This is a genomic window from Lutimonas vermicola (assembly GCF_038433205.1).
GTDB lineage: Bacteria > Bacteroidota > Bacteroidia > Flavobacteriales > Flavobacteriaceae > Lutimonas > Lutimonas vermicola.
Window position 1 is genome coordinate 1,342,640 of record NZ_JBCDNA010000001.1, and the last position, 14,686, is coordinate 1,357,325.

Below are 14,686 nucleotides of genomic sequence, written 5' to 3' on the forward strand. Positions count from 1 at the left end.
TGTTCTAAAGAATTTTATTTTGATTCTTTTCTTCTTCTCGAGTGAGACATCTGACCTAATTTATCTGTCGCACACCTGAAGCCGATAAAATTAGTGGCCATATATTCTGGTAAATACCTTCTTTGAGCAGGATCTAACCAGAAAGCTCTGTCTTTCCATGATCCACCTTTAAATACTCTTGTCTGATCACTGATCAATGTATTTCTGGTTTTGGTATCATACTGCTGAATAATCAGTCCACTTTCGCCAATTTGTCTTGGTATCTTTGGTGAGTTGTACATTCTTGGCTTCTCTTCTGACTCATCTTCATCTCTGAAAAATTGTTTAGTCGAAGCAAGGTCTCCATCTCCACTGTCAATATTATAGGCTTTTTCATAATTATTTCGCATAAAGGCATCTCTCTTGGTAACCGGAACATATTTAACACTTCCCGGAAGGTCTCTTGGTACAATCTTTCCGTTATCAAGCGTATCAAATTCTACACTGTTATAATCTACAATGACAACATTTCCTTCCTTGTCAATTTGCTTCTTGTTAAATACGTTTCCTCTGAAATAACTAAAGTCATTCGCATCATTATCAATGATCGGCCTGTAGACATCAGCAACCCATTCGGCAACGTTTCCACTCATATCGTATAATCCAAAAGCATTTGGTGAATACGACTTTATTTTCATGGTGATATCGGCGCCATCATTACTCCATCCGGCTAAACCGCTATAATCTCCTTTTCCTTGTTTAAAGTTGGCCATTTGGTCACCTTTATACCTTCTTGATTCTTCTCTCGTCGAGGTTCCGTTCCATGAATATTTTTTTCTTCCCCGAAGAGAATTGTATTCTCTGTTCTCAATTTCAGCCTTAGCCGCATATTCCCATTCAGCCTCTGTTGGCAGTCTGAAACGCTGTGCCAGAATACCGTCTGAAGTTTTTACATGACGACCTGTAAACGAACCTTCCGTTTTCTTCTCTTTTTTGGAAAAATCTCTGATTCCTTTGTAATAAATACTTGAATCTCCGTCGAACAACAAATTCGGGTTCGTTAAATAAGTCTCGGTATCAAATCGATTGGCTCCTTCAACATCTAAAGAATCCATATCAAATAAAGTGTGTAAAACTCCTTTATCTATCAGAATCTTTTCATTAACCCTGTCAGTCCTCCATTTACAGTATTCTGCTGCCTGTCTCCAGGAAACCCCGACAACAGGATACTCAGCATAAGCCGGGTGTCTGAGATAGTTCTCGGTGAGCAATTCATTAAAACCTAAGGTATTTCTCCATACCAATGTGTCAGGCAATGCAGCCTGATAAATTTTTCTGTACGTATCGTCAGAAGGTGGAAAAACTTTTTCCAAATATTGTAAGTACAATAAATATTCGATGTTCGTTACCTCTGCTTCATCCATATAAAATGAACGTACCTGCTGTCTTACCGGAGTTGTGTTCCAATCGAACATGACGTCATCTTGTACACTACCCATGGTAAATGTACCTCCCTCGATCAAAACCATTCCAGGTGGTGGTCCTTGCTCCTTGTAATTGGAATTAGCCTGAAAACCACCGTACTTGGGATTGTTATACTCCCAGCCCGTTAAAGTGGAAACACTCTTATTACTTTTAGAACAACTCGCAAGAAGTACGGTTGATAATAATATGAGTAGAACTTTGTTACTGCTAAACTTTTTCATAATTATTGATTGACTATTTTTTAGATAAATACAAAAACTATTGATATGGAATATGAATTGTCATTACAAATAATTTCCAGTTTCAATGCTTGTATAACGATTGTTTTAATTCTTTATTATGTATACTCTTGTAAAATGTTTAATTTTGAACGTTTTCGTACCTGTATGTCCTTAAAAAAGTATTTTCCTTTTTTGATCTTCTTTTTTCAATGCTTGTTTTCATATGCACAAATTTCTGAATCCAAGACATTTACTCTTTCCTGGAACGATGTAAACTCAATCCAGCTTACCAAAGAGAAATCGATCACTTTGCCACTTGTGGAGGGAAACTTCTTTGACGAAAATAATATTCCAAGGTCCACTCATATATTTAACGTGCAAATCAACACAATCGTACAGGAATATAAAATAAAAAATGTTAAATTTTCAACAGTCTCCCCTGCTCTTTTAAAGAACATCCAAATTCATGCCATACCAACAGAGATCAAGAGTGAATTTCAGATCACAAAAATAAAGAATAAAACTGTCGCCGTTCTCAGTATTACCCCCATGGTCAATCAGAATGGCAGCATACAAAAAATAAACTCCTTTACCCTTGATTACTCCCTAAGTAATCAGAGCGCTTTATCGGCTAATAAAAGCAATACATCCCGAGTAACTAACCGCTCGGTTTTGGCGAATGGTACCTGGTACAAATTCAAGATCGACACCACAGGCGTATTCAAAATTGACAAAGAGTTATTACAGAAGATCGGTATCAACACCTCAGATCTCGATCCGAAAAACATTAAAATATACGGAAATGGAGGAAAAATGCTGCCACAGCTCAATGCTGATTTCAGATATGACGACCTGCAGGAAAACGCAATTTTTGTTGAAGGAGAAGAGGATGGCGTTTTCGACAATGACGATTATATTCTGTTTTTCGGACAAGGACCTCATCATTGGGAAATAAACAGAGCTCAGTACACCCTTTCAAAACATAATACCAATATCTACAGTGATTATGCCTATTATTTTATCACTGTCGATCAGGGAGCTGGTAAAAGAATAAATACCATCAACCCCATCGATCAGGAAGCTGATTTTAGAATTGATACGTATCACGAATTTGTGTTTCATGAACAGGAACGCGTAAATCTCCTGGCTAATGGCCAGCAGTGGCTTGGTGAGGACTTTAGTTTTGAAGATGTGCAAAACATCAATTTTCAATTGACCGACCTGAAATTTGACGAGCCCGTTGTTGTCAAAGCAAGAGGCGTGGCAGTCTCCAGCAGTAATACGCAGATGAACTTCAGGGTCAACGGACAGGATGTAATGGATCTCAACTTCTCTTTGATACCGAACAATTCACTCACAAAAGCCTCGTCTGATGAAAATACAGCAACTACTTTTCTGAATAATGACTTGATCGATGTTCAAATCAGCTACAACAATGGAGGCAACCCTTCGTCCAGGGCATTTTTGGATTTTATTGAAGTCATCAGTACCCGAAACCTTATTGCCCGGGGCCCGCAATTTTCTTTTCGGAATACCGGCGCTTCAGATCCTTCCTCGGTTTATGAATATACGGTTCAAAATATTGCTAATATTAGTGCTTTGTGGAATATTACTGACCCCGTCAATCCTGAAAGAGTCCTCAACGAAGGAAATGCCAATGATTTTATTTTTAAGGCTTTTGGAGGCGAAAACGAATTTATTATTCTTGGGACTGAGCCATTTTTGATTCCTGAAACCCTTGAAAATAATGAGGTAAACAATCAGAATTTACATGGGATCAAAGACATTGACTACCTTATCGTAAGTCCGGACTATTTGATGTCTGAAGCTGAAAGGCTCGCCGGCTATCATTTTGAAAATTCGGGATTAAAAGTGGCAGTTGTAGATTTGGAAAAGATTTACAATGAATTTGGCTCGGGTTCTCCTGACCTTACAGCGATAAGAGATTTTATAAGGTTCTTATACCTCAATGCCTCCGGTGACCAGAGCAGAATCAGGTTCGTATGCCTTTTTGGAGATGCCTCTTTCGATTTCAAAGACAGGATTACCGACAATAACAATATAGTCCCTGCATTTCAATCGTATGAAAGTTTCAATCTTGCTACCGCCTATGTAACGGATGATTATTTTGGAATGATGGATGACCAGGAAGGGACCCTGGGAAGTGCTGACATGCAGGATGTTGCCATGGGCCGATTCCCTGTTACTTCTCTTAAAGAAGCAAGAGACATGGTTGACAAAACATTAAATTATTACGGTACAGCCTCTCTGGGAAGCTGGAGAAATACCGTTACTTTTGTTGCAGATGATCCCGACAACTCCGGCGAATTTATTTTACAACAGGCCCTGGATCAGATCACTCAGGAAATAGAACAGACAAAACCTTCTTTTAATATTAAAAAGATTTATGCCGATGCGCATCAGCAAGAATCTTCAGCTGGAGGTGAACGTTATCCCACGGTCAATGAAGCGATCAACAACGCTGTTGAATCAGGTACATTGATTCTCGACTACTTTGGGCATGGAGGTGTTAATGGATGGGCAGAAGAACGGATTCTTGAAGTTCCCCAAATACAGAACTGGAATAATTTTAATTCGCTTCCTTTGTTTATTACGGTAACCTGTGAATTTGCAAGATTCGACAATCCTATAAGGCCCACAGCAGGAGAATTTACGCTTTGGAATTCGGGTGGAGGAACCTCTCATTTGATTTCTACGACCCGGGAAATATTTATCAGTGTTGGAGAGGTTTTTAACCGTAATCTTATGAGGAACATCTTGAATTTTCAAGAAGAAGACTACAGTATTTCTGAAGCATTGATGTACACCAAACATGAATCTTTTACCGCACAACGATTCTTTATCTACAGTTTTGGGGACCCGGCCATGAAAATGGCACAGGCAAAACCAAATATCCGGCTCACAAAAATGAATGATGAGGATCTCAGCCAAAGCAAGGACACTTTGAAAGCCTTATCCAGAATTACACTTGAAGGTGTAATCAAAGACGAAAATGATCAGTTGATCGATAATTATAGCGGGACTCTAAATGCCACTATTTATGACAAAGCTTTGGATAAAGCAACACTCGACAATGACAATCTTGGTAAAAAAATGGAGTTTAAAGCTATTGAAAGCAAGATCTTTAGTGGCAGGGCAAGTATTAACAATGGCTCTTTCTCCTTTGAATTTATCGTGCCAAAAGATATTCGAATCGCTTATGGCAAGGCCAAAATCAGTTTATATGCCGAAAATAAGGTTTCAGACAGAACCGGAGCCGATCTTGACATCATCATTGGCGGCATTGACCCAAACGCCCCTTCAGATACTGAAGGGCCCGAAATCAGGCTTTTTATGAATGATGAATCCTTTGTAGATGGCGGTAATACAAATTCTTCACCTGTACTTTATGCCCTTCTCGAAGACAATTCAGGTATCAACACCTCCATCACGGCTGTCGATCATGATATCATTGCCATTTTAGACGATGACAACAACAATCCCTATGTATTAAATGACTATTACGAAACCGAAATAAATGACTTCCAAAAGGGAAAAGTCAAGTTCCCGTTTCGCGATCTTGAAACAGGTTTACACACGATTAAATTTAAATGTTGGGATACGTACAATAATCCATCAGAATCAACGTTAAGTTTTATTGTAGTCAATGACAACGACTTAATATTAAGTAATGTATTGAATTACCCGAATCCGTTTATAAATTATACCGAATTTTGGTTTAATCACAACAAACCAAACGAAACACTGGATGTTCAGGTTCAAATTTTTACGGTTTCAGGTAAACTAATAAAAACCCTTAACCGATCTGTGCAATCAGACGGACTATTATCCAGGGAAATTTCCTGGAATGGTCTTGACGATTTTGGCAACAAAATTGGTAAGGGCGTTTATGTATACAAACTTCATGTTAGATCTCAAATATCAAAAGCAAAGGCAGAAAAATTTGAAAAACTTGTCATTTTACAATAACAAATTAGATCTGAATCCCTAAAATCCTAATTATTAGATGAAAAAAATAAGTCTAATTGCAATCGCTACTTTCATCGGACTCTTTAATGCTTATGCCCAAGATGAAGTAAATCCAATTACAACTGCAGCACCCTTTTTATTAATTGCACCTGATGCCAGGGCCGGAGGTTTGGCTGATATGGGCGTCGCAACATCCAGTGATGTAAGTTCACTTCACTACAATGCTGCAAAATATGCCTTTGCAGAATCTCAATGGCAAATTGGATTAAATTATACACCTTGGCTAAGGAACCTGACCAACGACGTGAGTCTTACCAGTTTATTTGTAGCCAATAAAATTAACGAAAGAAGCGCCTGGTCAACAAGCCTTACCTATTTTTCTTTGGGATCCATTGAACTTACTGATGGCTCAGGTATTAGCCTTGGTTCAGAAAACCCAAATGAATTTGCCATAGACGGTGCCTATTCCTTAAAATTAAGTGAAGTCATATCCATGGCAGTAGGTTTGAGGTTTATTCATTCAGACCTTGCCGTTCGAGTTGACAATAGTGAAATACAGACCGTAAATACTTTCGCTGTTGACGTTTCCATGTTCTATCAAAGTGAAGAAAAGAGCTATGGTGACTTTAACGGTCGATGGAGAGCCGGAGTCAATTTGTCAAATATGGGGCCAAAAGTAGAACTTGTTCTTGGAGGAGAGGAGAGTTTTATTCCCACGAACTTAAAAATGGGAGGTGGCTTTGATTTTATACTCGACAATGCCAACACGATAACCACGAACCTGGAAATTAATAAATTACTTGTACCAACTCCGCCTATAAGGGATAATGCCTCAGGAGAAATCATCTCAGGAAAAGATGATAATGTCGGTTTTCTGAAAGGTATGGTTCAATCATTTTATGACGCACCAAGAGGTTTTGAGGAGGAATTGGAAGAAGTGATATGGGGTGCCAGTGCAGAATATTTGTACAATGAAGTTTTTTCTGTAAGAGCCGGGTATTTCCATGAATCGGCCAACAAAGGAAACAGGCAGTTCTTTACCTTGGGTACAGGGTTTAAATTTAGGAGCACAACATTGGATGTTTCTTATTTGATCAATGCCTCGGATGTTAACAATCCGTTGGAAAGCACTTTGAGATTTTCATTGACCATCAACCTTGGTGATTCATACGCATATTTCTAAAGGCGCTTATCAGAGTTGTGTTTAAAAGCTTTTGATCCAATAATTCTTATCAGTTTATTGCTTTGAGTTTTAGGGATGAAAACCTTATATTTAAGGCAAATAAATTCTTTTAACTGCTGATTTATGCATAATCATGAAATTTCAATAAAGTTCACAATTTTCGAAAGTTTAGAGGAACTATCTGATAACGATAAGGAACTTCTTCAAAAAGCAATTGATGTTAGAGATCATGCTTATGCCCCTTATTCTGATTTCAAGGTAGGCGCGTCCGTTCTTTTGGACACCGGGGAAATTTTCTTGGGAAACAATCAGGAAAACGCGGCTTATCCTTCCGGGATTTGTGCCGAAAGGGTTGCCATTTGGAGTGCTATGGCCTCTGTGCCACATGGTAAAATAAAAAAAATATTTATTTCTGCCTGTTCCGGAAAAACAGTCGTCGACAGGCCTGTTGCCCCTTGCGGGGCTTGCCGTCAGGCTATTGCAGAATATGAAACAAAACAACTTTCAAGTATAGAGATCTTTTTTACCGGGGAGACTGGAAAGATCGTAAAAGCTAACTCGATTAAAGACTTACTGCCCTTTATGTTTGACAATTCGATGTTGCTATGACAAAAGATATTGCCACCCGTGAAGATCTTTTTATCATAGTTAATGACTTTTACAACGATCTTTTTCAAAGCAAGGAACTATCTCATTTTTTTGAGGCTTTTAGAAACGAAGAGGCATTGGGCCATCATCTCCATACGCTTGTTGATTTCTGGGACAATACCCTGTTTTATTCAGGGACGTATCAAAAGAACGCCATGAAGCCGCATTTGAGAATCAATCGAACAAAAGGGATGTCTGCTGCAGATTTTGACCTGTGGATTAAATTATTTAACAAAGCAGTTGATAAAAATTTTACAGGGCAGAATGCAGATACTATAAAAATGAGGGCCCTGTCTATTGCCACGGTCATGAAGCTTAAAATGAATATTTACTGAATCCCTTGATTTTGTCCATTTTCACGCTGTAAATTTCCAAAACTTGTTAATATGGTTTATATTTGAAAATTATTTGAATGCTGTTTTAAATCTATTTTATGAATTCAATTATCACGGGAACAGGTAGTTACATTCCAGATGTTATTAAAAAAAATGCGGATTTTTTAGATAACTCATTTTATAGTGATACGAATGACCCCTTAACTGATGAAAATGACGTCATTATTCAAAAATTTAAGGGTATTACAGGTATTGAAGAAAGAAGGTACCTTCCAGCCGGGTTGCTTAACAGCGAGATTGCAACTATAGCTGCTAACCTGGCCATTGAGCGGGCAGGGATTGATATAGAAACCATTGATCAGATTATTTTTGCCCATAATTTCGGAGACCTCAACAATCTTAACAGACAGTCGGATATGCTGCCCAGCCTTGCCTCAAAAACAAAGCATCTTCTTCGAATTAAAAATCCTGATTGTGTTGCCTATGATATTATATTTGGATGCCCCGGCTGGCTTCAAGGAATTATTCAGGCCGATCAATTCATTAAAACTGGCCTGTCAAAAAGATGCCTTGTCATTGGTTCTGAAACCCTGTCAAGAATAATTGACCCTCATGACCGTGATTCTATGATCTATGCGGATGGGGCGGGCGCATGCATTTTGGAAAAAGGACATGACTCTAACAAAGGAATCTTAAGCTATGCAAGCCAAACTTTTACTTTTGAAGAATCAAATTATATATTTTTTGGTGAATCAAACAAAACAGATGAAGAGGTGCACACGCGCTATTTAAAAATGCACGGGCGAAAGATCTACGAATTTGCGCTAAACAATGTGCCACTGGCTATGAAACAGGCACTTGATAAATCAGGGGTTCCAATCGACAAAATAAAAAAGATTCTGATTCATCAGGCCAACGAGAAAATGGATGAGGCAATCATCAAGAGGTTCTATCGCCTTTTTAAAACAAAAGTTCCTGATGGCATAATGCCAATGAGCATAAATATATTGGGAAACAGTTCAGTAGCGACAATTCCCACCCTACTCGATTTGATCCTCAATGGAAATTTTAATGAGCACCATATTGCAGAAGGTGATGCGATAATGTTTGCTTCGGTGGGAGCAGGCATGAATATTAATGCCGTGGTTTATCAGTATTAATTTTCAAACATTATGTAATAATGCTCCTCTTTATTTCGTAAATATGTTACTTTTGAACGAAAATTAAAAACAATCATGCAACTAAGCGAACAAGCCAAGAAATACCTTCTAGAAGCCTCAAAATGGGCGAATTTCATTGCAATTGTCGGGTTTATAGCCATTGGATTGCTGATTATTATGTCATTTTCAATAGGCACTATACTCGCCAATTTACCCGAAGGTTCACTGGGTGGTTTATCACCTAAATTTTTCTCGTTTTTCTATTTGATCGCGGCAGGTGTTTATTTTATCCCGGTGTTTTTCCTGTTTCAATTTGGACAAAAAACAAAACAGGCCCTGATGCAAGATGATCACAATCTGCTCACCTTTGGTTTAAAGAAATTACGATCACACTATAAGTTTATCGGCATATTATTCATCGTCTTTATCTCTCTCTATATATTTCTTATATTATTTGGGGCTTTTGGGGCACTTATCTCCTGATCATCAGGTAAGTAATATACCTAAATCGCTATCTGTTTCTATTTCAAACGGATTCATGTTTCTTCTAAATACCACGGCGCTAAAAGGTCCTTTTAAAAGCATTTTTTCTCCTTTTACCGAAATCCAGCTGCCCTCCCTGAGTCCTAAAACAGTTTCAGAGTTATAGACGTGAAACTCCTTTATCCGGGTAGGTCTTGTTTCACCTTTGTGGGTGGAGTTTTTGATGGGGTCGAGATAATGTGCATTAATGTTAAATGGAATCAGGTTCAAAGCATCAAGAGAGGTTGGATGAACAATGGGCATATCGTTAGTTGTTTTTACATTGGGAGCAACAATATTACTGCCTGCACTCGTGCCCAAATAGGGCGTGCCTTTATCTAAAACAATTCTCAAGGGATCAATTAACTTCTTTTGCTGCAAGGCCTTTAACAAGACAAAAGTATTCCCCCCCCCGACGAAAATTGCTTCGGCCTTTTCAATGGCCTTTTCAGGGTCATCAAACTCATGGATACCGTGCACGGCAATGGATAAAGATTGCATGGATTTGGCAACTGCTTCAGTATAAGCTTCATGTGATATACCTCCAGGCCTCGCATAAGGAATAAACAGCAAAGACTTGATGGATTTAAAATGCTCCCTTAGTTCGGGAAGTAAATATTCGAGGAATCCGCTTCCGTAAATTGTTGAGGTGCTGGCTATAATCAGGTTTTTCATGATCTGTTTTTCAACAAAATTACCCAAACAATTGCTTTAACAAAATATTATCACTCATTAATATTATTTTTAATTCCAGAATCGTTTCTTTGAATCATGAATCAGTTTTACCTACTGTGTTTTCTATGTTTCGGATACCTTGTGCACGGACAGGAAAACAGGATATTGATATCAGGGGAAATAACAAATGATTCAATCCAGCTTGAAAATGTTCATATCATCAATAAAAACTCTCAAAAAGGAACGATATCCAACCCATTGGGTCAGTTTAAAATTTCGGTCACCGATAAAGACACTTTAATGATCTCTGATATTCAATATCAAAATAAGATCATTGTTGTAAATCAAGATCATTTACTGCATAAATTTATAGGGATCAACCTTTTCGAATTGACAAACGAACTCGACGAAGTGATCGTTCAACAGTTTGATGATATGTCTGAGGAACTTGGCCTGCCCAATGCCGGTAAAAAACCATTGAACAAACTCGAAAGAAATCTCAATGCTTACAGTCAGAAAAGCACTCCCGTTGTGATTCTTGAAGCACTCCTTTTTAAACCTGGCGGCATAGATGACATTTATAACATTGTATCCGGAAACAGAAAGCGCGATCGAAAATTAAATGAATTGATCCAAGAAGATCGTCTCAATGAACAGAATAAGGGATATGTAAAAATAATAAGGGAGTATTTTCAAGATAACTTCTTTATCAACGAAGTGAAAATTCAAGAAAATGATATCAACAACTATATTTATTTCTGCCTGCCTCAAGGCATAGGACCTTTATATGATGAAGGCCGCCTGATCGAAATTATTGATATTTTTTTGAAATCAAAAGAAGCCTATTTAATGTCTTTGGAAACAGTTGATTGAAAAGTGTGTGCTAAGCGCAGAAAAATTTAAATATGATCAGTTTAACTGTCTTTCAATTTCCATAAATACTTAGAAGCCATTGTTTTATGTGGCTCCCATTGTAAGGCTATTGCCTCCATTCTCTCTATAAGTTCCTTTTTTTCCAGCTCGATGTTGTACAATTTTTTCATGGCATTCTGTATACCCAGATCATTTGAAGGAAAAACATTAGGCCGGTCCATAGGAAACATCAGGATCATTTGTACAGTCCACCTGCCTACCCCCTTTATCTGAGTTAGATATTCAATAATCTCTTCATCCGACTTTTTCTGTAAATTATCAAAACTTATATCATTCGACAAATTGAACTCGGCTACATTCTTGACATAATTTACCTTGCTGTTGGACAAACCTATACCCCTAAGAATCTGGTGTTCCTTAGCTAAGAGGCTTTCAGCGTCTGGATATCCGTCAACAAATAGACCGGTAAAGCGGTTCCAAATAATTTTAGCGACTTTGGTCGATAACTGCTGTGAAACAATGGAAGACAACAGAGCGTGATAGATGTCAATGCTTAGCTCAGACCTAATTTCTGTATTTAGGGCAACAATGGCCTGATAAAGCACATCATCTTTTCTCAGGTGTTCAATAATTTTATGATTTGCAGTCAAGTTTAACTTTTTTTTAAACAATATTTTAAGGAGTCTGGTTAAATTTGCAGCACTAAAATAATACTTTTCTTTCAATGAGGTATTTTCATAAAATTATATGGCTGCTGATCATTCCGTTGCTGGCCTTTGGGATGCATAAAAATTATATAAGTCTCACCAAAGTTGATTATATAAAAGAACAAAATACTGTTCAGATTACCATGAAATATTTTCTAGACGACATTGAATTGGCTCTTGAAAAAATTCATGATCAACCCATGGAGCTGGCGGGTAAAACCGAAAATAAACTAGCTGACAAGTATTTGGAAGACTATATAAGGCAAAAATTCAGGATTTGGATCAATGAAGAGGTATATAGATATACTTTTTTGGGAAAAGAATACGAAAACGACCAGGTGTTCTTTTATTTAGAACTTGAAGGTATTGAACAGATCAATTCCATTTCAGTACAGAACAGCATGTTATTTGAAGAGTTTGAAGATCAACAAAATTATATAAAATTAGATATGGATGGAGTTCAAAAAACATTCATTCTTGTGAGGGCAAATGATAGAGAAATATTAAAATTATAACCCTTACTTTTATTCATTATAAAATTCCTAATTTCTGTTGAAATGACAGAACCAACCAAAAAACTCATGAAAAAAATCACACTGTTTATCCTTGCCCTTTTTATGACTGCGATATCTTTCGCCCAAGAAGCAGAGCCTGTTAAAGAAAATCCGCAAGGACATTATAACATAAGTAAATTCAGGCAGTTAAAACAAGAATTACCTACGCCAAATTCTTATCGAACTGCCTCCGGTGCGCCTGGACACGAATACTATCAGCAAAAGGCTGATTATAAAATGGATATTGTTCTGGACGATGAAAACCAAAGAATATACGGGGAGGAAGTCATTACCTATTTTAACAATTCCCCTGATCAACTTGATTATTTATGGGTACAGCTTGATCAAAACATCAGGGCTCCTGATGCAATCACAAATGACGTTAAAGAAGGGGCGACTGACAGCTATTACAATCCTGAAAAATTCACGCAAGAATTTCTTGGGGAACCTTTTCAAGGAGGATTCAATATTGACTATGTAAAAAATGATGCAGGCCTTGATATGAATTACACGGTCAATGGCACTATGATGCGAATCGATCTGCCTGAAGCTTTAAAATCAGGTGAAAAAACAAGTTTTAAAATAAAATGGTGGTACAATATAAACAATCATCTTATTGACAGAGCAAGATCAGGCTATGAACATTTTGAAGATGGTAACAACAACTATGTGATTGCCCAGTTCTTTCCAAGAATGGCTGTATACAATGACGTGGAAGGATGGCAAAATATGCAATTTTTGGGAAGGGGTGAATTTGCTTTGGTTTTTGGAGATTATGAGGTCAACATTACTACACCGGCAGACCATATTCTCGATGGTACCGGGGTGATCACCAATCGTAAAGAAATGCTTACTCCAAAACAATGGAAGAGATACGAAAAGGCCTTGACTTCATATGATGAACCTGTTGTAATCGTTACTCAGGAAGAAGCAGAGGAAAATGAGAAAGAAATTGCCAAAAAGACCAAGACCTGGAAATTGAAAGCCAAGAATGTTCGTGACTTTGCCTTTGCCACTTCAAGAAAATATATTTTAGATGCGCAGGCTGTAAAAATTGGTGATCGCACGGTAATGGCTATCTCATTATATTCCAAAGAAGGTAATCCTCTATGGGAAGAATATTCTACAAGAGTAGTAGCGAGCACCTTAAAATCATACTCTGCACAGATGTTTGATTATCCTTATCACAAAGCCATTTCAGTTCATGCAAAACGTCAGGGTATGGAATACCCAATGATTTGTTTTAATTATGGAAGGCCAAAAACGGACGGGACTTACACTGAAAGAACAAGAAATGGAATGATTGGAGTAATCATTCACGAGGTAGGACACAACTGGTTTCCAATGATTATCAATTCTGATGAGCGCCAATGGGGATGGATGGATGAAGGGTTGAATACATTTGCCCAACTATATGCTGAACAAGATTTTGAACCCGGCTTTCCTTCTAGAGGATATCCAAAAAATGTAGTGGACTATATGGCTGGAGACCAAATGAGAATTGCCCCTATCATGACCCAGCATGATAATGTTTATAACAGTGGTGCCAATGCTTATTCGAAACCTGCTGCAGGCTTATATATGTTGAGAGAAGTTATTTTAGGACATGACCTATTTGATAAAGCCTTCAAAACTTATGCAGAACGCTGGAGGTTTAAACATCCTACACCTGCTGATTTCTTCAGAACTATGGAAGACGCATCCGGCACAGACCTTGACTGGTTTTGGAGAGGATGGTTTTATACAACTGATTATAATGATATCGGTATAAAGGAGATCAAAAAATATCAGGTTACTGAAGAACCTACAGAAGCAGCATATAAAATAGCAAGAAGATACGGAATGACAATTGATGAATTAGGAAAAAACCTGTATCTGGTTGAAATGGATGTAACAAAGAGCAACACTGGTGCACAATCGACTTCCCTACAAGATATTCCAACATTAAACGAATATCTAACAAGTAATTTTTCAAAGGATCAAAGAGCTGCCCTCAGAGACACCAGATACTTCTATGAATTGATTTTTGAAAAACCAGGAGGGCTGGTCATGCCAATTTTAGTGGAAATCACTTATGCTGACGGGTCTAAGGAAAATAAAAAATATCCTGCAGAAATATGGAGGTTTAATGATAAAGAAGTCAAAAAGATATTGGCCACTGAAAAGGAAATCACCGGAATCAAAATAGATCCAAATCAACTTACATCAGATGTAAACCTTGATAATAACAGCTGGCCAAGAAAGGAGAGTGAGTCAAAATTTGATGCCTTTAAAAAACAAACTATTTCGCAATAAATAATATCTAAATTATTCAATATTATAAACGCTACCATCAGGAGAATACTTTTAACTGT

At 37.6% G+C, this 14,686-nt stretch carries 12 protein-coding genes; 9 read left to right on the forward strand and 3 right to left on the reverse strand.

Annotated elements, in window-relative coordinates; all coding sequences use genetic code 11:
* Positions 1–14: 14 nt before the first annotated feature.
* On the reverse strand, positions 15–1,685 hold the full coding sequence (gene gldJ, locus AABB81_RS06010; protein ID WP_342159269.1) for a gliding motility lipoprotein GldJ: 1,671 nt from the start codon (positions 1,683–1,685) through the stop codon (positions 15–17).
* A 135-nt stretch (positions 1,686–1,820) separates the two neighbouring features.
* Here gldJ and porU point away from each other — a divergent pair, with 135 nt between their 5' ends.
* The 6 genes from porU (at position 1,821) to AABB81_RS06040 (ending at position 9,484) form a co-directional block, all read left to right on the forward strand.
* The gene (gene porU, locus AABB81_RS06015; RefSeq protein ID WP_342159270.1) at positions 1,821–5,675 is read left to right on the forward strand and encodes a type IX secretion system sortase PorU; all 3,855 of its coding nucleotides are present in this window, start codon (positions 1,821–1,823) and stop codon (positions 5,673–5,675) included.
* A gap of 37 nt (positions 5,676–5,712) precedes the next feature.
* Positions 5,713–6,858, forward strand: coding sequence for a type IX secretion system outer membrane channel protein PorV (gene porV / locus AABB81_RS06020; protein ID WP_342159272.1), 1,146 nt, complete (start codon positions 5,713–5,715; stop codon positions 6,856–6,858).
* 123 nt (positions 6,859–6,981) lie between these two features.
* A complete protein-coding gene (gene cdd, locus AABB81_RS06025) occupies positions 6,982–7,467 on the forward strand; it encodes a cytidine deaminase (RefSeq protein WP_342159274.1) in 486 nt (161 codons plus the stop codon).
* Positions 7,464–7,841, forward strand: coding sequence for a group III truncated hemoglobin (locus AABB81_RS06030; RefSeq protein WP_342159275.1), 378 nt, complete (start codon positions 7,464–7,466; stop codon positions 7,839–7,841). The genes cdd and AABB81_RS06030 overlap by 4 nt, the downstream gene beginning before the upstream one ends.
* A 98-nt stretch (positions 7,842–7,939) precedes the next feature.
* Positions 7,940–9,001: a 3-oxoacyl-ACP synthase III family protein gene (locus AABB81_RS06035; protein WP_342159276.1), complete on the forward strand. Its 1,062-nt coding sequence runs from the start codon at positions 7,940–7,942 to the stop codon at positions 8,999–9,001.
* Positions 9,002–9,076: 75 nt separating this feature from the next.
* Positions 9,077–9,484 carry a DUF5362 family protein gene (locus AABB81_RS06040; RefSeq protein WP_342159277.1) on the forward strand — a complete coding sequence of 136 codons (408 nt, stop codon included), beginning with the start codon at positions 9,077–9,079 and terminating at the stop codon, positions 9,482–9,484.
* A 3-nt stretch (positions 9,485–9,487) separates the two neighbouring features.
* On the opposite strand, the gene pepE is transcribed toward AABB81_RS06040, so the two are convergent.
* Positions 9,488–10,198 carry a dipeptidase PepE gene (gene pepE / locus AABB81_RS06045; protein ID WP_342159279.1) on the reverse strand — a complete coding sequence of 237 codons (711 nt, stop codon included), beginning with the start codon at positions 10,196–10,198 and terminating at the stop codon, positions 9,488–9,490.
* A 96-nt stretch (positions 10,199–10,294) separates the two neighbouring features.
* On the opposite strand from pepE, the gene AABB81_RS06050 reads away from it, so the two are divergent.
* Positions 10,295–11,071 carry a carboxypeptidase-like regulatory domain-containing protein gene (locus AABB81_RS06050; protein WP_342159280.1) on the forward strand — a complete coding sequence of 259 codons (777 nt, stop codon included), beginning with the start codon at positions 10,295–10,297 and terminating at the stop codon, positions 11,069–11,071.
* A 41-nt stretch (positions 11,072–11,112) separates the two neighbouring features.
* On the opposite strand, the gene AABB81_RS06055 is transcribed toward AABB81_RS06050, so the two are convergent.
* On the reverse strand, positions 11,113–11,721 hold the full coding sequence (locus tag AABB81_RS06055) for a DNA-3-methyladenine glycosylase family protein (protein WP_342159281.1): 609 nt from the start codon (positions 11,719–11,721) through the stop codon (positions 11,113–11,115).
* Between the two features lie 74 nt (positions 11,722–11,795).
* Between AABB81_RS06055 and AABB81_RS06060 the strand changes: the two genes are divergently transcribed.
* Together AABB81_RS06060 and AABB81_RS06065 are read left to right on the forward strand one after the other, a co-directional pair.
* Positions 11,796–12,293 carry a DUF6702 family protein gene (locus tag AABB81_RS06060; RefSeq protein ID WP_342159282.1) on the forward strand — a complete coding sequence of 166 codons (498 nt, stop codon included), beginning with the start codon at positions 11,796–11,798 and terminating at the stop codon, positions 12,291–12,293.
* Between the two features lie 66 nt (positions 12,294–12,359).
* Complete coding sequence (locus AABB81_RS06065; RefSeq protein WP_342159283.1) at positions 12,360–14,627, forward strand: M1 family metallopeptidase; 2,268 nt, start codon at positions 12,360–12,362, stop codon at positions 14,625–14,627.
* Positions 14,628–14,686: the final 59 nt, after the last annotated feature.